The sequence below is a fragment of the Acinetobacter sedimenti genome, assembly GCF_022601685.1.
Lineage (GTDB): Bacteria > Pseudomonadota > Gammaproteobacteria > Pseudomonadales > Moraxellaceae > Acinetobacter > Acinetobacter sedimenti.
Map to the genome: position 1 here is coordinate 163745 of NZ_JAKUML010000003.1, position 18438 is coordinate 182182.

Below are 18438 nucleotides of genomic sequence, written 5' to 3' on the forward strand. Positions count from 1 at the left end.
TCATCATGATCGTCAATCCAATTCAACGCCGACCAACACGTAAAATCCGTGTTGGTTCGGTCTATGTCGGTGGTGATGCGCCAATCTCTGTACAGACTATGACCAATACCGAAACTTGCGATGTCGATGCGACGGTTGCGCAGATTCAACGCTGTGCTGACGCAGGTGCTGATATTGTTCGAGTATCAGTGCCGACTATGCAAGCCGCTGAAGCTTTCGGAAAAATCCGTAAGCAAGTCGAAGTGCCATTGGTCGCAGATATTCATTTTGATTATAAAATTGCCTTAGCCGTTGCCGATCATGGTGCGGATTGTTTACGTATTAACCCAGGCAATATTGGTTCAGAAGATAAAATCCGTGAAGTTGTTGCAGCAGCACGTCATCATGATATTTCCATGCGTATTGGTGTCAATGCAGGTTCATTAGAAAAAGATTTGCAAAAGAAATATGGCGAGCCGACAGGTGAGGCACTGCTTGAATCGGCAATGCGCCATATTGATATTTTAGACCGTTTAAATTTTCATGAATTTAAAGTCAGTGTCAAAGCATCGAATGTGTTTCTGACCATGGATGCGTACCGTCTATTATCCAAACAGATTGATAATCCACTGCATCTTGGTGTCACCGAAGCAGGGATATATCGAACAGGTACGGTCAAATCAGCGATTGCACTCGGTGGGCTACTGCTCGAAGGCATTGGCGATACCATGCGTATTTCACTCGCTGCTGAGCCTGAAGATGAAGTGAAAATTGGTTTTGATATTTTAAAATCATTAAGTTTACGTTCTAACGGCATTAATTTTATTGCTTGCCCAAGCTGTTCACGCCAAGAGTTTGATGTGATCAGAGTCATGCAAAAGCTTGAAGAGCGTCTGGAAGATGTCCGTGTACCAATGGATGTATCGGTGATTGGTTGTAAGGTCAATGGACCGGGTGAAGCCAAAGAAGCGGATATCGGTGTGGTCGGTGCAAGTCCAAGATCATTGGTCTATCAAAATGGTGAAAAGAGTCATTTGATTGATACTGATCAATTGGTCGATGAAATTGAAACTATGGTGCGTCATCGGATTCAACTCTCCGAAGAAGCGAAAGCGAAAGAGATTATCCGCACCAGTTCTAAGTAATTTAGATCTTTAATGAAATAGTTCATGAAGGTCGTTTATTGAAATAGCGTATTTAAAAGTGTGTTAAACAGATCATGAGTTCAATTGTTGCAATTAAAGGGTTTAACGATTTTCTACCCAACCAAACGCCTGCTTGGCGCAAGCTAGAAGCACATTTATCGGCTTTGATGGATGCGTACGGCTATCAGCAAATTCGTTTACCGATCGTTGAACAAACCAATTTATTCAAGCGTTCGATCGGTGATGCAACCGATATTGTCGAAAAGGAAATGTACACCTTTTTGGACAAAGGTAATCCACCAGAATCATTGACTTTGCGTCCAGAAGGTACAGCAGGGTGTGTGCGAGCGATGCTTGAACACAATTTACTGCGTGGTGCGACCCCTCGTGTATGGTATGTCGGACCGATGTTCCGCTATGAAAAGCCACAAAAAGGACGCTATCGTCAGTTTCATCAGTTTGGTGTAGAAACATTTGGTGTTGCTACACCTGATATGGATGCCGAAGTGATCTTGATGACAGCACGCCTTTGGCAACGTATGGGCGTGGCGGACAAAGTACAGCTTGAACTGAATACTTTGGGCGAGGTCGATGAGCGCACTGAATATCGTAATGCTTTAGTTGCGTATTTAGAGCAACACAAAGAAGCGCTAGACGAAGATTCACAGCGTCGTTTAAGCACCAATCCACTACGTATTTTGGATTCAAAAATTGAATCGACACAAAAGATTATTGCCGATGCGCCGAAGTTACATGACTTCTTAAAAGAAGACAGTCTGAATCATTTTGAACAGCTCAAACAATATTTGACTGATGCAGGGATTCAATTTGTCATCAATCAAAAACTCGTTCGTGGCTTGGATTATTACAACAAAACCGTCTTTGAATGGACAACGACACATCTTGGTTCGCAAGGTACCGTCTGTGCAGGTGGTCGTTATGATGGCTTGGTTGGACAGCTTAAAGGCAAGGCGGATCAATCTGTGCCTGCGGTTGGTTTTGCCATGGGTATGGAGCGTTTGCTACTCTTGCTCGAACAGCAACTTACTGAATCTGCGACGGACTGCGATGTGTTTCTATTGGCTGAGCCTGCATATCAAGGTAAAGCATTGGTACTTGCTGAGCAGTTGCGTGATCAGTTTGAACAGGTACAATCTTCAATTCGCCTAAAAACAGGCTCGCAAGGCAGTATGAAAAGCCAAATGAAAAAAGCCGATCAATCAGGTGCAAAATTCGCCTTGATTTTGGGTGAGCGAGAATGGCAAGATCAACAGGTTTTGGTGAAAAACTTGCAGACTGCGGATCAGCAACAGATTGCAATCGCTGAGCTTGCATCATTTTTAACCGCCACTTTTGGCAATTAATGTTTTTTCTCGCTAGGTTTTTCTTAGCGTAGCGCCCAAATGGGTAAAGGATAGATTCATGGTAGCAATGACTGACGAAGAACAGAAAGAACAGCTCAAGTCGTTTATGAAGCGTTACGGCTCGCCAATTATTATTGGTGTGCTTTTGGCGCTGTGTGCATTTTTTGCATGGCAGTGGTGGAATAAGAAACAAGCGATTGAGGCGAGTAATCGTACTGCGCAGTTCCAAGAAATTCTGAATCAACAAGAGAATGCCAGTAGCGATGATGCAGCCTATAAAAAGTTGCAGGCGGATGCCAATACGTTAATCAAAGAAAGTCCTGATAGTGTACAAGCCTTACAGTCGCAATTAGTGCTTGCAAAGTTGGCTTATGATAAAAAAGACTATGCTAATGCAACGAAGATTTTGACAAATGCACAAACTAGCAAAGTTGATGATGAAGGCTTAAAAGCGATCGTGAATGTGCGTTTGGCATATACGCAAATCGAGCAGAATCAGCTTGATCAAGCGTTAAAAACTTTAGATCAAGTGAAATTGGAAAGCTTTATCCCATCGGTGGAAGAAGCACGTGGTGATATCTTTGTCGCGCAGAAAAAAATCGCTGATGCACAAAAGTCTTACAAAAAGGCATGGGATGTCTTAGTAGAACGTAAGCAAGTCCGTGAATTATTACAAATTAAATTGGCAAATGTTGGCGTAATGGTGGAAGATCCTGAAATTGAAAGCCCAATTCTAACGCCTGCTCAAGGTGCTACTCCAACCGTGAGTAGTGTCGAAGCAGAAAGTGCTGAGAATGGAAACACCACGACTGAAAATACTGCGAGTGAGTCTTAAGACATGAAAAATATGATCAAACTTCCTTTTGCTACAACCGTCTTGTCTTTGGCATTGATTGGCTGTGCCAGTAAAGGTGGGATCAAAGTCGAAGAGGCGAAGCCAAATCCATTACCAAAGATTCAAGCGACTCAAGCTTTAAATAAAGTATTTTCGAATACCGTATCGTCGAGTCCGAAACATGACACGCTACACTTACAGCTAGATCGTGCCAATAATGTGTTTTATAGCGCAGACCCTGATGGTGAAGTTGCTGCATATGATGGCAAAAAACAACTTTGGGAAGTGCGTCCAACCAAAGACTTAACTGCAGGTGTATCTGTTGGTGGCAATGTGGCTGTAGTTGGTAGTCGTCAAGGTAAACTGATTGCCTTGAATGCACAAACTGGCGAAACGCTTTGGACACAACAACTTTCAGGTTCAATTTTAAGCCCGTCGTTGATTGAGCAAAATCGTGTGGTAACGATTACCAATGATGGTACAGTCTATACGCATGATGCAGAATCAGGGCAAATGGTGTGGACATTTGACTTGCCAAATACACCGCTGAGTGTACGTGGTTATGCGATGCCAACTTTACTGGATAGTCGTACTGTGGGGATTGCCACAGCGAATGCGTATGTTTATGCGCTTGACTTGATCACAGGTGTGCCTCGTTGGCAACGTCGTGTGGCAGTGAGCGAAGGACGTGGAGATATTGCACGTTTAGTCGATATTGATAGTCGTCCTGTCGTTGTCGATGGCAATATGGTCAGCGTGAGCTATCAAGGTCAAGTGACAGTGGTTGATTTAGCTTCGCAACAAGTACGTTGGACAGAGAAAGCGAGTAGCTTGTCTAGTCCTGCTGCAGACTCAAGTGCAGTCTACGTTGCCAATAGCGATGGACGCTTAGTCGCATATAATCTCGCAGACGGTGCAAAATTGTGGGAAAATGATCAATTGTTACATCGTGGCTTGAGTAATCCAGTGTTACTTGGTGGCGTTTTGGTTGTTGGCGATTATGATGGTGTATTACATTTGATCGACCCGATCACAGGTCAGCTTCATGGTCGTGCTGAAACTAAAGGGCAAGTACACAACCTACGTGTTGAGGACGATTTGCTTTTTGTTTCAACGGACAAAGGGCACTATACAGTTTGGCAAAATTTGGTGAATTAAGCTTCAACAAATTCAAAAAAGCCACAACTTGAAATTCTTTAAAATGCGTTTGATCAAGCAAAAGATAGATCAAACGCATTTTAACATTTTGTTTTTAAAAATTTTTAGCGTGTTAAATAGTTTATGAAACCAGTCATCGCACTTATTGGACGTCCTAATGTTGGGAAATCCACGCTTTTTAATCAAATCACCAAGAGTCGTGATGCTTTGGTTGCGGACTTTGCAGGCTTAACACGTGACCGTAAATATGGCGATGCAAGCTATCAAAACAAATCATTTATCGTGGTCGATACAGGTGGTATCGGTGAAAGCGAAAATGGTATTGATGCGTACATGGCAGAGCAGTCACAAACAGCAATCAATGAAGCAGATATTGTTTTATTTGTCGTTGATGCTCGTGCGGGCTTGCTTGCATCTGATGAGCAAGTGGCAAGAGAGTTACGTACTTTAGGCAAGAAAGTTTATCTCGTTGCCAATAAAGTCGATGGTACACATGCCGAAGCCGCTGTTGCAGAATTCTATAAGCTAGGGCTCGGTGAACCAATCCAAGTGGCAGCGAGTCATGGGCGTGGTATTGCGCAAATGCTCGAAGATGTCTTGGTCGATGTACCTGAAGATGAAAATCCTGAAGAGCTTGATAAGCAGACAGGGCTTCGCTTAGCAATGATCGGTCGTCCTAACGTAGGTAAATCGACTTTGGTAAACCGCTTGCTTGGTGAAGAACGTGTTGTGGTTTTTGATATGCCCGGTACGACACGTGATTCGATCTATATTCCTTTTGAGCGTAATGAACGTCAATATACTCTAATTGATACCGCAGGTGTACGCCGTAAAGGTAAGGTGGATGAGTCGATTGAGAAGTTCTCAATTGTCAAAACCTTGCAAGCGATCAAAGATGCGCATGTGGTCGTAATCGTCATTGATGCAAGAGAAGGCATTGTTGAGCAAGATTTGCACCTCATTGGCTATGCGCTGGAGGCAGGTCGAGCGATGGTCATTGCCATTAATAAATGGGATGGCATGAGCGAATATGAGCGCAAGCAAGTCAAGATGGACGTTGAACGTCGATTTGATTTTATTCCGTGGGCGAAGATTCATCTGATTTCTGCTTTACATGGTACAGGTGTTGGTGATTTGTACCCATCAATCCATCGTGCGTATGAATCGGCAAATCTCAAAGTCAGCCCTGCAAAACTCACGCAAATCTTGAATGATGCAACCGATCAACATCAACCGCCACAGGTGCAAGGTCGCCGAATCAAAATGCGCTATGCGCATATGGGCGGACAAAATCCACCGACCATTGTCATTCATGGGAATAAAGTGGATAAAACGCCTGCGGACTATCGTCGTTATTTGGAAAATGTATTCCGTAAAGTGTATAAACTGGAAGGTACACCAGTACGAATTGACTTCAAGACTTCTGCGAATCCATTTGAAGGACGTAAGTCACAACTCGATGAGCGGACTGCGGCACGTCGTCGCCGCTATGTACAGAAGTTTAAAAAGGCTGAGAAAAAGTACAAGCGCTAAGTGCTACATCAGGCTTTACATCGCAAGGTGAAGCTAAAAATACAATTTTGAAAAACCAAGCTTTTGCTTGGTTTTTCATTTTCGATTTATTTTATTTCGAGATGTTTTCTACAGCTTGTACATGTTCTCGAATTGTTCATAATAAAAGCATTATCTTGATCTTTTTGATCAATTGTACCGTAAGGCATATTTGTTATTTTGCCATTGGCACAAGATTTTAAAACACGTAATCTAAGCATCAATGAAGAATATGTTGATGAATATTGCTTAGGTTTATAAAACAAAATATAACCAAGTCGTCAGCACAATGAGATAAAGCAAGGCAATGATATGAGTGTGTATATCCCACAAAGTCGTCTAATAAAATCTACAGAGCAGCAGTTTCTCTTTTCTGCAAGGCTCGATGCAAACTTAAAAGCATTTGCAGGACATTTTCCAAATTGCCCAGTATTTCCAGGTGTGGCACAAATTGCCATGGTTAAAGCGATTGTCGATGAACATTTTGCCAATTTCAAAGATTTAGATCGTATTGAGCAATTGCGTTTTCAGGGTTTTATTTTCCCTGAGCAAGATATTTTTATTCAGATCGAGCCACAAGATCATAGTATCCAGTTTAAAGTGACTAATGCGATGCAAGAGGCATTGGCAAGTGGTCGTATGATGTTTAAAACACAGCTTGCCACACAGCAACGTATTCAAAATACAGTCGAAACTTCACATGAATTGATGCACTAATTCACGTTCCATCGCCATACATAACATTAGAAAGACATTTGCATAAAATCTTTAGGTTTATTGATAATGAGTAAAGACGCAGGTTTAGTACTTGATCCACAGAAGGTTGCACAGCTTCCACAACATGCGGAATATTATATTCCGCACCGTGCGCCGATGCTGTTATTGGATCAATTGGTCACGGTGACAGAAAAAGGCTGTATCGCAAAGCTCAAGATCACCGAACAACTTCCTTTTATGCAGGCGGAAGGTTTGCCGAGTTGGGTCGGTATAGAGATCATGGCGCAGACCATTGCCATGTATGGTGGTGTCGAACAACGACTGAATGGTAATGAACCGAAATTGGGCTTTTTACTTGGTGCAAAGAAATTTGATATGGCACAGGAATTTTTTGCTGTGGGTGAGCAGTTGACCGTTGAAATTCAACTGAGCTTTTTAAACCGTCAGAAGATTGGTATGTTTGAATGCAAAATTACGACCGAGAAAGGTGTTTCGACGGCATCGTTATTGGTGGCACAGCCTGATGATACTTCAAGTGTCTTGCCGATGTAGTCATGCTTCAATAATGCTTGAGTTTTACAAGTATGAGCATGCAACCATCACAGTGAAGTTGTAAAGTTGCACGCTTTCAATTTCCAAACTAAATTTTCCTTATCAGTTTAGTCGTGCATCTTTTATCTTAAGTATGAGTGCGTCCAGTGCGCACTTAGGATAAACTGCTTATCATTTCTCCCAAATTCAAGCAGAGATTTTTACTGTGGCGAATCATGATGATGCGCAGTTAGCACAGCTTAGCTCAACGCATTCTACCCCAACGATTTCTACCAAAATCAGTCCACGTTTAGTTTGGTTAGGCTTTAGACAGCTCTTGCCAATTTCTTTCTTCGTGGTGCTATTTGGCTGTGCTTTTGGTTTAGCTGCCGTACAAGCGCAGTTGAGTAACCCAGAAATCGTTTCTATGAGTGCTTTGGTCTTTGCAGGTGCTTCGCAGTTTGCAATGTTGGATATGATTCAAGGTACGGCGATTCCACCCGTTCCACTGATCATTACCGTATTTTTTATTAATGCACGGCATATCTTGATGGGTGCGGCGCTTTATCCGTGGCTACGCCAGCTCAATCCAGTGAAGCGTTATAGCATTTTACTGCTACTCACCGATGCCAACTGGGCATATGCACAGCAAGCTTTTCAAAACAAAATGTCGGGTTATGGCTTGCTCATTGGTGGCGGTATTGCGCTGTGGTTGACGTGGCTGTTGGGGACTGTGCTTGGTATGTATCTCGGCGGTATCGTTGCGCATCCTGAACGATGGGGCTTAGATATGGTCATGGCGTGTTTTTTACTATCAATGGCCACAGGTGGTAAGCAAGACATTCGCATGATGACGATTTGGGCTGTGGTATTTTGTGCTTCGATTTTGGCGTATTTGTATTTACCAAAGAACATGCACGTCTTGGTGGCAAGTTGTATTGGTGGTGTGATTGGTATGTTGTGGAAGGAAAACACGACTCAGAACGACTCTACTATTAATGAGCATAGCGAGGCGCAAGATTAATCATGTTATCAATTTTGCAAACCTCAAATATGACTGTGGTCATCGTGATTATGGCAGTCGTGACACTGGCGACCCGTTGGGGTGGTGTATTTATCATGTCATACATTCCGCTGAGTGATCGAGTACAGCGTTTTATTCAGGCAATGTCGGCTTCGGTATTTATTGCCTTAATCGCACCGATCATGTTAGAAACGGATACGGCAGGGCGTTTGGCGTTGATCACGACTTTTGTATTGATGCTTGCGTTGAAGATGCCGATTGTTGCGATGAGTTTAGGTATTCTTGTTGCGGCGATGAGTCGGCAGTTTTTCTTTTAAAGCTTTGCCAAAACGATAAATAAATAGACAGCTCTCCATGATTTATTTACATGTGCAGTCCTTAGATCACATAGTAGGCGAAGCGCCTACAATGGCACGCCGTCGCATGGATGATTCACAACGTGCAGAGCTGCGCTTGTATCAAAGAAGTTTGATTGCACAAGTGACGGGTCAAACGATTGAGCAACTTCAGATCGAAGCTAACGATTTCGGGAAGCCGATTTTAAAATTTACAAATCAATTTCAGTTTAATCAATCGCATAGTCAGCAGAGCTATGTGATGGCAATCAGCGATGAGATTGCGCATATTGGTGTGGATATTGAGGATTTAAATCGTCAGGTACGCTTTGAAGCCTTAGCAAAACATGCTTTTCACCCTGAAGAAATGCGGATGTGGCAAGCTTTAAATTACGATCGAGCCTTTTGGTTTAAAGTGTGGACGATCAAAGAAGCGGTACTGAAAGCGCATGGTATGGGGATTCAGCTATCTTTAAATACGCTGAATACTCATGCTCATCCGACGTGGGATTTTGGCGTGGTAGAGCATGAATTATTAGGCAGTTTTTATTATCAAAATATTGTCATGCCTAATGCGATGTTGACGGTGGCGTATCCCAGCGCACATTCCATTCAAAAGATAAAATGGTTTTAAAAATATACCTCACCAATATTTATTCAGCGCCAGTTTCCATCCCTGATTCAGCCAGTTGTTTTAAGCGTGCAATATCTAAAATATGAATACTTTTAAACTCACGTTTAATGATCTGCGCATCTTCTAGCTCATGTAGTAATCCATTAATCCGTTGTCGTGATAGCGATAACATCATTCCAAGACGTTCTTGTGAGAGTTCGATCTGCTTTTTTTTAATGACATTCGTATCATCGTAGCTGTGCAGAATCATCAGTAAACGACGAGCAAGGCGTTGCTGTAGAGAGCCGTGTTGTAGGACTTCAATATCTTGTAATAATGGACGAATTTTTTGACTGAGTAGCAGTGCAATTGAGCGCCAGCATTCAGGATATTGCGTTAAAAAATTCAGTAATGCGTTTTTGGGTAGATGTAATAGTGTTGTGGTTTGAGAGGCAATGGCATCATGGGTGCGTGGCTTGCCATCAATCAATGAAATTTCCCCAAACCACAGGTTGGTTTCGGCGATGAGCATTAATGATTCATGACCCTCTGCATCACTAAAACCAAGCTGAATCGCACCATTTAAAATCGCATAAATCCCATCATCCACAGCGCCTCGATAGAACAGTACCTGTCCTTTTTCAAGGTGAACGGTTTTGTGCTGTGTCAGAATAAATTGCTGAAAGCTCTCTGACTGTGAGGCATACCACGCATTTGCGCAAAGCTTGTGATGGAGTGATTCAGTCATGCAGTTCCTTTGCCTTTTCTGATGTGATCATGTCTGCTTTGGTGAAGTGCTTGATTTGTCATCAAACTGACAACTTCTCATGGTGCAGGGTTTTATACTGATCATATATTCGACATCGTCGATTCACTAGGAAGATTTGATCATGGATAAATTAACACAAAACCTCAGCCAGTATGGTGCTTATCACCTGAGCCAAAAAAATGTTGCGACGCATATCGTTGGCATTCCACTTATCGTTACGTCAATAATTTTACTGTGTGCACGTTGGCAGTGGACAGTTGCAGGCATTAATATGAATTTTGCACAGGTATTGATTGTCATTAGCTCGATTTATTATCTGCGTTTGGATCGGATCATGGGTCTGATCATGTTTGTGATTTTGATGGCGATGGCATTTTTGATTCAGCCTTTAGCAGGTGCGTCACTATGGCTATGGCTGGGTTGTGCGGTCGGTTTATTTGTCGTGGGTTGGGTGTTTCAATTTATTGGTCATGCCTATGAAAAAATGAAACCTGCATTTTTTGATGATCTAAAAGGCTTGTTGATTGGTCCGATCTTTGTATTGGCTGAGATTATGTTTAAGTTTGGCTATCGTCCAAATTTGGAAAAAGAAGTGACTGCACAGGCCGTACAGTTGCGTCGTCAGCTCAATGCGACCACAAAACAAACAGCCTAGAATTAACATCGGAAAGATAGTGTCATTATGCAAAACATCAAATCTGTAGAAAATTTGGATCAGTTCAAGCAATATTTATTGGCGCAAAATGGCAAAATCGTGCAAACCCAGCATTGGACGATGGCACAAATTTGCGAGCACTGTGCGCAGACGATTTATTGCTCGATGCTGGGTTATCCATCACTTAAGCCGTTATGGTTTAGACGTAGTATTGGTGCATTGATTTTAAAAATATTTTTTGTGCGAGCAAAGATGAAACATAATCTGCAAGTGCCATTGGTTGGTGCAAAGCCGATTGAAATAAAAGGGCAGTCTGCTTTTGAGGTGCTGTTAGAGAGTATTGATCAATTCCAAGCGTATCAAGGTGAGCTTCAACCTCACTTTATCTTTGGACAGATGAATCATGCGGATTATGATCGTTATTTTACCTTGCATCTTAAAGACCATTTTTCTGAAGTGAAGTTTTCTTAAGCTTTCTATTCAAAGTAATTTACTCAAAATCATTTTTCACCAAGCGAAAAAAACAGCACCTTAGTGCTGTTTTTTATGAATGAAGGAAGTTAAAAATTATGGAATTTCCACTTCATCTTCATCGAACTCAGGTTTGATTTGTACAATAAAGTCTTGGCGGTTTAGACCACGCCATAGCGCAAATGTTGTACCGATATAGATCGACGAGTATGTACCCACGACCACACCAATAAACATGGCAACAGAGAACCAATGCAAGCCATCACCACCGAGGAACATCATCGCAACCACGACCAACATCAAGGTGAGGGAAGTGTGCATGGTACGACGTAGCGTTTCGGTTAATGAAATATTGACGATCTCACGTGGTGTCGCTTCACGAATCTTACGGAAGTTCTCACGGATACGATCCGATACCACAATGTTATCGTTCAAAGAGAAACCGATGATCGCAAGGATTGCTGCCAATACCGTCAAATCAAACGGCCATTGGAAGAATGCGAAGAAACCAAGAATGATGATGATGTCATGGAATAATGACAACACCGCACCAATCGCAAGCTTAAACTCAAAGCGAATCGTCACGTAGATCAGCATCAATACCATGGCAAGCGCCACAGCACCGGCAGAGCGTACATAAAGCTCATTACCAAGCTGAGAGCCCACAGAGTCAACTTTGAGCACAGACACGGTATTGTTCGGTATCGTTGCTGCTTTTTGGATCTGACCTGCAAGGTTTTCTACGCTACCTTCTTGAGGTGGCATACGAACCAACATGTCACGCTCACTACCTAAAGTTTGCACAACAGGATCAGCATAGCCATTTGCTTCCAATGCTTTGACCACATCAGCTTGGGTAGCAGGTTGGCTATAATTGAGCTCCGCAGAGATACCACCTGTGAAGTCTAAGCCAAGATTTAACCCTTTGGTCACAACAAAAAAGATACTAGCAATAATCAGTAAGATCGAGATGATCGCCATTGGTTTAGCGATCTTCATAAAGTCGATGACTTTCTCATCATCTGGGCGACCATACTGCTTATTATTGCCAAGATCATCATAGAGATCATTGCTTTGATCGTCATTTGGTTTTTGAGTCATTTCAGTCGTCATGAGATACTCCTTAAATGCTCAGTTTTTTTAAATTACGGCGTTTGCCATAAATGATTTGTACGATGGCACGAGTGACCGTGATCGCAGTAAACATTGAGCAAACAATACCAATCATCAAGGTCACGGCAAAGCCTTTGATCGGACCAGAACCAATTGCGAATAGAATCAATGCCACGATAAATGTGGTCAAGTTCGAGTCGAAAATGGTGTTATAGGCACGATCATAACCCGCCACAATAGCCTGTTTCGGGGAGGCACCCCATCGCATCTCTTCTCGTATTCGCTCACAGATCAAGACGTTGGCATCGACTGCCATACCGATGGTGATAACGATACCCGCAATACCTGGCAAGGTCAGTGCAGAGCCCATCAACGACATGATTGCGAGAATCATGGCAAGGTTGAGCACCAATGCGAAGTTGGCAATCAGACCGAATAAACGGAAGAACACGACCATCCAAATCGCAACCAATAAGAAACCGATTTGTGTAGACATCAAGCCTTTATCAATATTGTCTTGACCAAGACTTGGACCAACCACTCGTTCTTCAACGAAATACATTGGCGCTGCCAAAGCACCTGCACGAAGCATTAAAGCAAGTTCAGCAGCTTCTTGTGGTGAATCAAGCCCTGTAATACGAAACTGAGAACCAAGTACAGCTTGGATCGTTGCTGCATTGATAATGACTGATTCAGTATATGGTGTGCGGACTTCGGTTTGTGTGCCTGTTTCAGGATCGGGAACATAGCTAATGCGTTGTTTATTTTCAATAAACAATACAGCCATACGTTTGCCCACAGCATTACGTGTTGCCCCTGCCATCAGCTTGCCACCAGCGCTATCCAAAGTAATATTTACTTCGGCACCGCCTGAGTCTTGACTCATACCAGAACGTGCATCTTGAACACGCTCACCTGTCAAGATACGTTGGCGTTGCAACAGTAATTGCTTACCACTGTCTAAGCTTTCATAGGCGAATAGCTCAGTACCTGCAGGAATGCTTTGACCATTGTGTTGCTGTGTATATGGGTCAATGACTTGATCGTTCTGATCAGCCACCAAACGGAATTCTAAGTTTGCAGTACGACCGAGGACACGTTTTGCTTCTGCGGTATCTTGCACACCTGGTAGATCGACGACAATACGATTGCTACCCTGACGTTGTACCAAAGCTTCTGCCACACCGAGTTCGTTAATACGATTACGTAGCGTGGTTAAGTTTTGCTCAACCGCATAGGTTTCGATCTCTTGGCGTTTGGTATCGCTATATTGCAGTTTCAGCACACTACCTTCAGAGGTCGCAAGTGCTTGCTGTGCATACTCATTACCATTACTGCGTAAGAAATCCATCGCTTTATTGCGATCTTCATTGTCCGCAAAGCGAACAGTGATGACATTGTCTGCAAGGCTGAGCTGATTGAAGTTGATTTTGTTTTCACGGAACTGACGGCGTAGTTCAGTCGAAGATGTTTCCATCCGCTGAGTAATCGCCTTTTCCATATCCACTTCAAGCAAGAAGTGCACACCACCACGCAAGTCCAAACCAAGCTTCATTGGTTTTGCGCCAAGCTTTTGCAACCAAGCAGGTGTGGTTGGTGCAAGGTTTAACGCCACGACATACTCATCACCTAGACTACGACGTAGCACTTCTTGTGCTTTGAGCTGTGTTTCAGCCTTGTCGTCTGCCATACGCAACAGCGCAGCATTATTGGTGAAAGTATTGTCATGAGTGGCAATATTGGCTTGCTGAAGTGCTTGTTCAGCACGCTTGATAATCGAGTCATCAATCTGCATACCCGCTTTAGAGCCTGAGATTTGCACCGCATGTTCATCTGGGTACAAACTTGGCAAAGCGTAAATGGTACTTAAAGCAATGACGATGAGTATCAGCACATATTTCCATGCAGGATATCGCATTGTGTTTCTTCTTTAATTGGGCTTTTTTATTGAAGCGTAAACGCTTTTAAAACAGCTTTTTAAAAAACCAATGTCGTGATCAGCTTGCGTTCAATATGTGCAGACTAGATCACGACATCATACGGATTACAAATTTTTCAAAGTCCCTTCAGGCAATACAGAGATCACCGAAGCACGTTGGATTTTGATTTGGTTCGATGGGTTAAGCTCAATCACAGCGTATTCGCCATCAATCTTCACCACACGGCCCATCAACCCGCCTGCAAACACGACTTCGCTACCTTCAGTAAGGCTTTCGACCAAAGTGCGATGCTCTTTCATACGCTTAGATTGTGGACGAATCAACAAAAAGTAGAAAATCGCAATCATGACCACGATCATGATCAATGACATGTATGGGCTACCTTGTTGTGCACCTTGTGCAGCGTGAGCAGTGGAAATCAATAAACTCATGGTTTTTCCTAACAGTTAAATTCAGCAAATTTGCTGTAAAAATGACTAAAATCTTAGCTCTGCAATGTACCTTGTATTGCGGTTTAGCGCAAATTTTCCAAGTTGATCTTGTGTTGCCAACACCAATATTTATTCAGCAATGATTTTACATGCGGAATTATTTAGAGATGAAGTCAATCATGGGGACATTCAGGCACTTCTAAACCCCGACGCTGATAAAAATCTTCGACAAAGGCATCAAAAGTTCCTGCATCAAGTGCATCACGAATACCTTGCATCAGACGTTGATAGTAGCGTAGGTTATGAATCGTCCCGAGCATCGCACCAAGCATCTCGCCACATTTTTCAAGATGGAATAAATAGGCACGGGTGAAATTCTTACAGGTATAGCAATCACAATGCGGATCAAGTGGTTGTTGATCGTGGCGATATTGGCTGTTGCGAATCCGCACCACGCCATCGGTGACAAAATAATGCGCATTTCGTGCGTTACGTGTTGGCATCACGCAGTCGAACATATCCACGCCACGGCGAACTGCTTCGACAATATCTTCAGGCTTACCGACACCCATCAAGTAACGTGGTTTGTCCGCAGGCATTTTTGCAGGCAGATAGTCCAATACTTTGATCATTTCATCTTTTGGTTCACCTACGGACAAACCGCCGATGGCATAACCATCAAAGTCAATCTCTAACAGCCCTCGCAACGATTCATCACGCAAGTCTTCATACATCCCGCCCTGAATAATCCCGAATAATGCATTCGGATTACCATTTTCAGTATGTGCAGTTTTACAGCGTTTTGCCCAACGTAAGGACAATTGCAATGAATCCTGTGCTTGCTGATGCGTTGCAGGGTATGGTGTACATTCATCAAAAATCATCACGATGTCTGAATTCAGGACACGTTGAATTTCCATCGAGATTTCAGGAGAAAGAAATACTTTTGAGCCGTCGATTGGTGAGCGAAAAGTGACACCATCTTCTTTGATTTTGCGCATTTCACCGAGGCTAAACACTTGGAAACCGCCTGAATCGGTGAGAATTGGTTTGTCCCATTTCACAAACTCATGCAATCCACCATGTTCTTTGATGACTTCTAGACCTGGGCGCAGATAAAGGTGAAAGGTGTTACCTAAAATAATGTGTGCGCCTATATCTTCGATGTCACGAGGCAACATGCCTTTGACTGTGCCGTAAGTGCCGACAGGCATAAAGGCTGGTGTTTCCACCCGACCGTGATTGAGCGTCAATCGTGCACGGCGGGCACGACCTGATTGATTCAACTTTTCAAATTTCATAAAAATCCTAAGCCATTTTCATAGCTGTGATTGCAAGGCAAGGGCGAATAAACAGTTCGCTGGATAGGGCGTTATTGTCTTAGATTTTGCAGAAAAGTGCTAGGGCTGTTATTTGAATTGAATGGTTTGAGTGAGTGTATTTGAGATTGCTTTTTCACTCAAACTTCACTTTGAGTTCACCTATACATATCTATTGTGTTGCACAATGAATGCATATTGTAAATCAGTTGAAAATAAGCATATGAAAAAATTTATCCTGTTTAGTCTGGCAGTGATCGCATTATTCGGAATCACGAACGCCAAGACTTTGGCAAAATTTTTACCAAGCGCAGAAGAACAGAAAACCACTGTGCAAACCGTGGATTGGTCAACGGTAGAAATTGATCGGCTCGAAGTCTACAAATCCAAGCGACTATTACAGGTTTTAGACGATGGTAAAGTCATTAAGACCTACAAAATGCGCCTAGGTTTTGCACCAACAGGACATAAAACCACCGAGGGTGACGGCAAAACCCCAGAAGGGCAATATGTGCTGGATTGGCGTAATCCGAATAGCCAATTCTATAAATCACTGCACATCTCTTATCCCAATGCAGACGACCTTGCGCAAGCCAAAACTCGTGGTGTGAGCGCAGGCGGAGATGTGATGATTCACGGTTCGGCAAAGAATCTCGGCGGGTCGGCAGGGCAACCATTGTATGGTTACATGCCTAAAGCAGATTGGACGTGGGGCTGTGTCGCCGTGTCCAATCAGGATATGGATGAGCTATGGAGGAATGTCAAAGATGGCACAAAGATTGAGATTTTTCCGTAATGTTTTAGAGAAGTGCTAATTTAATAAATCTTCTCATAACCTTCTGGACGAGTTTTAAAGCGACGATGAAACCACATCCACTGGGTTGGCGCACGACGCAGTTGCATTTCTAATAATTCATTAACACGAGTCGCATCAGCAACTTCATCACTGGTTGGATAATTCTCTAACTCAGGTTCAATGATGATTTGATATTTTGGATTCGCTTCCCCGATTCGATAGAAATGTACCGATAATACCTTAGCTTTACTGACTTTGACCAAACGACGCTGTGCCGTCACCGATGCTGCAGGCACACCAAAAAATGGTGCCATCACACCTTGCTTTAAACCAAAATCTTGATCAGGCGAATACCAAATGACGCGCCCATCTTTCAAGCGACGAATCAAAAAACGAATATCATCATGGTCGATTTGCTCGCCATAAATCGGCTCACGAGCCCGATAAATCAACCAGTCTAAAAATGGATTATTCTGCGGACGATAGACCACATCAGGATTAAAATATTGACTGCAAATATAACCACCTGCATCGAGCAAAGTGCTATGCGAGCCAAGTAGGATAATACCGCTACCATCAGCTTGGGCTTGTTGCAATGTGTCTAAACCTTGAATCTGCACACGCCCTTTAAACCAACTTGGCTTGTACCATGCGTTTAAAGTTTCAAAGACACCAAGCATCATATCGACGAAGACTTGTTTGGCTTGCTTTTCGACTTCGGCTGGTGACCATTCAGGGAAGCAGACTTCCAGATTTCGAATCGTGGTGATACGACGAGATTTCAAACTTTTCCAAGACAAGCTTGCAAGTAAATAAGCAAGTCGTCGCTGAATAAACCACGGCAAGATGGTGATAAACATGAGAAAAGTCAGTGCAATCCAAATGCCCCAATACTGAGGCAAAAGGAAAGACCATTGAAATTCGGGACGTGCAGAAGTGTGCTGTTGCATTGAAACTTAGGCTGAATAGTTGTCAATCGGCAAGTTTAACTGAAAACTCCGATTTAAACAGCCCACTACACGAGATCTTAAGGACAGTTTGCTTTTTGCCACGTTTTTCGTGCGCTACTGTCCGTTTGGCTCAAATCAAAAGTGCTTGGCAATTCGGCATTGCTATTGGCTTTTTTCTGACCTGGAATAGACAGTGATTTAAGTAGCGTTTGCAGTTGATTACGTGATTGTGTTGCATTGCTACCTGTGATTGGGCTGTTCAGCTGTACCACGTAGGCGTAGCCATAACGACTTAAGATCGCTAAATCAATATTGTGACTCTCACTGCTAAGGCGTGAAAAAACCGCATCACCAAGTAAAACTTTCTCAGTTTTGCTATCGCTCGCAGTCGCCTGATAGGTCGCTTCATATTGAGCTAAAATCTGTGGACTGACTTCTTCGAGCGTACTGTTTAGCGTACTGCCGAGTTTTGCATTATTGTTGAGATTTAAAGTGTCGATACGCACTTGTTGGCTTAGCTGATCAACGATGTCTAGGCTCGTACCCTCAACACTACAAAATTCATTGAGCTTTAGCTCGCCACGAAGCACTGTTGAGCCAAGATCGAAGTCATAGCTTTGTGCAGCACCGTGATAGACTTTTTGTGTTAAAAACTGTGGGGCGTTTGGTCCTTTGGTTGAATGGCACGCACTCAAGCCCACGCAACACCCTAATGCAATCCATGCGATCTGTTTCATTTGCT

General features: G+C 43.0%; 20 protein-coding genes. 13 read left to right on the plus strand and 7 right to left on the minus strand.

The window, feature by feature from the left end; all coding sequences use genetic code 11:
* Positions 1-5 precede the first annotated feature (5 nt).
* The 10 genes from ispG to MKI79_RS02810 all read left to right on the plus strand — a co-directional run bounded on the left by ispG (position 6) and on the right by MKI79_RS02810 (position 9273).
* A complete protein-coding gene (gene ispG, locus MKI79_RS02765; protein WP_241570537.1) occupies positions 6-1124 on the plus strand; it encodes a flavodoxin-dependent (E)-4-hydroxy-3-methylbut-2-enyl-diphosphate synthase in 1119 nt (372 codons plus the stop codon).
* Between the two features lie 74 nt (positions 1125-1198).
* On the plus strand, positions 1199-2488 hold the full coding sequence (gene hisS, locus MKI79_RS02770) for a histidine--tRNA ligase (RefSeq protein WP_241570538.1): 1290 nt from the start codon (positions 1199-1201) through the stop codon (positions 2486-2488).
* A gap of 58 nt (positions 2489-2546) precedes the next feature.
* Positions 2547-3323, plus strand: a complete 777-nt coding sequence (locus MKI79_RS02775) for a YfgM family protein (protein ID WP_241570539.1) — start codon at positions 2547-2549, stop codon at positions 3321-3323.
* 3 nt (positions 3324-3326) lie between these two features.
* Positions 3327-4481 (plus strand): outer membrane protein assembly factor BamB, encoded by a 1155-nt coding sequence (gene bamB, locus MKI79_RS02780; RefSeq protein ID WP_241570540.1) that lies wholly within the window; start codon positions 3327-3329, stop codon positions 4479-4481.
* 123 nt (positions 4482-4604) lie between these two features.
* Entirely contained in the window at positions 4605-6014 is a 1410-nt protein-coding gene (gene der / locus MKI79_RS02785) for a ribosome biogenesis GTPase Der (RefSeq protein WP_241570541.1), read from the plus strand.
* 330 nt (positions 6015-6344) lie between these two features.
* Positions 6345-6749 (plus strand): ApeI family dehydratase, encoded by a 405-nt coding sequence (locus tag MKI79_RS02790; protein WP_241570542.1) that lies wholly within the window; start codon positions 6345-6347, stop codon positions 6747-6749.
* Between the two features lie 66 nt (positions 6750-6815).
* Positions 6816-7301 carry an ApeP family dehydratase gene (locus MKI79_RS02795; protein ID WP_241570543.1) on the plus strand — a complete coding sequence of 162 codons (486 nt, stop codon included), beginning with the start codon at positions 6816-6818 and terminating at the stop codon, positions 7299-7301.
* Between the two features lie 205 nt (positions 7302-7506).
* On the plus strand, positions 7507-8304 hold the full coding sequence (locus MKI79_RS02800; protein ID WP_241570544.1) for an AzlC family ABC transporter permease: 798 nt from the start codon (positions 7507-7509) through the stop codon (positions 8302-8304).
* Between the two features lie 2 nt (positions 8305-8306).
* The gene (locus MKI79_RS02805) at positions 8307-8621 is read left to right on the plus strand and encodes an AzlD family protein (protein ID WP_241570545.1); all 315 of its coding nucleotides are present in this window, start codon (positions 8307-8309) and stop codon (positions 8619-8621) included.
* 91 nt (positions 8622-8712) lie between these two features.
* Entirely contained in the window at positions 8713-9273 is a 561-nt protein-coding gene (locus tag MKI79_RS02810; protein WP_241570546.1) for a 4'-phosphopantetheinyl transferase family protein, read from the plus strand.
* 19 nt (positions 9274-9292) lie between these two features.
* Here the strand turns inward: MKI79_RS02810 and MKI79_RS02815 are convergent, their stop codons facing one another.
* Positions 9293-10000: a Crp/Fnr family transcriptional regulator gene (locus tag MKI79_RS02815; RefSeq protein WP_241570547.1), complete on the minus strand. Its 708-nt coding sequence runs from the start codon at positions 9998-10000 to the stop codon at positions 9293-9295.
* Between the two features lie 142 nt (positions 10001-10142).
* Between MKI79_RS02815 and MKI79_RS02820 the strand changes: the two genes are divergently transcribed.
* Positions 10143-10676 carry an Mpo1 family 2-hydroxy fatty acid dioxygenase gene (locus MKI79_RS02820; protein ID WP_241570548.1) on the plus strand — a complete coding sequence of 178 codons (534 nt, stop codon included), beginning with the start codon at positions 10143-10145 and terminating at the stop codon, positions 10674-10676.
* A 27-nt stretch (positions 10677-10703) separates the two neighbouring features.
* Positions 10704-11147, plus strand: coding sequence for a DUF1569 domain-containing protein (locus tag MKI79_RS02825; protein WP_241570549.1), 444 nt, complete (start codon positions 10704-10706; stop codon positions 11145-11147).
* 96 nt (positions 11148-11243) lie between these two features.
* Here MKI79_RS02825 and secF read toward each other — a convergent pair whose 3' ends face one another.
* The 4 genes from secF to tgt form a co-directional block, all read right to left on the minus strand.
* On the minus strand, positions 11244-12248 hold the full coding sequence (gene secF / locus MKI79_RS02830; protein WP_241570585.1) for a protein translocase subunit SecF: 1005 nt from the start codon (positions 12246-12248) through the stop codon (positions 11244-11246).
* 22 nt (positions 12249-12270) lie between these two features.
* Positions 12271-14178 carry a protein translocase subunit SecD gene (gene secD, locus MKI79_RS02835; RefSeq protein ID WP_241570550.1) on the minus strand — a complete coding sequence of 636 codons (1908 nt, stop codon included), beginning with the start codon at positions 14176-14178 and terminating at the stop codon, positions 12271-12273.
* A gap of 126 nt (positions 14179-14304) precedes the next feature.
* Positions 14305-14631: a preprotein translocase subunit YajC gene (gene yajC / locus MKI79_RS02840; protein ID WP_241570551.1), complete on the minus strand. Its 327-nt coding sequence runs from the start codon at positions 14629-14631 to the stop codon at positions 14305-14307.
* A 173-nt stretch (positions 14632-14804) separates the two neighbouring features.
* Positions 14805-15932 (minus strand): tRNA guanosine(34) transglycosylase Tgt, encoded by a 1128-nt coding sequence (gene tgt / locus MKI79_RS02845; RefSeq protein ID WP_241570552.1) that lies wholly within the window; start codon positions 15930-15932, stop codon positions 14805-14807.
* 241 nt (positions 15933-16173) lie between these two features.
* Here tgt and MKI79_RS02850 point away from each other — a divergent pair, with 241 nt between their 5' ends.
* A complete protein-coding gene (locus tag MKI79_RS02850) occupies positions 16174-16746 on the plus strand; it encodes a L,D-transpeptidase family protein (protein ID WP_241570553.1) in 573 nt (190 codons plus the stop codon).
* A 20-nt stretch (positions 16747-16766) separates the two neighbouring features.
* Here MKI79_RS02850 and MKI79_RS02855 read toward each other — a convergent pair whose 3' ends face one another.
* Positions 16767-17696 (minus strand): LpxL/LpxP family acyltransferase, encoded by a 930-nt coding sequence (locus MKI79_RS02855; protein WP_241570554.1) that lies wholly within the window; start codon positions 17694-17696, stop codon positions 16767-16769.
* A gap of 77 nt (positions 17697-17773) precedes the next feature.
* Positions 17774-18433 carry a hypothetical protein gene (locus MKI79_RS02860; protein WP_241570555.1) on the minus strand — a complete coding sequence of 220 codons (660 nt, stop codon included), beginning with the start codon at positions 18431-18433 and terminating at the stop codon, positions 17774-17776.
* Between the last annotated feature and the right edge of the window lie 5 nt (positions 18434-18438).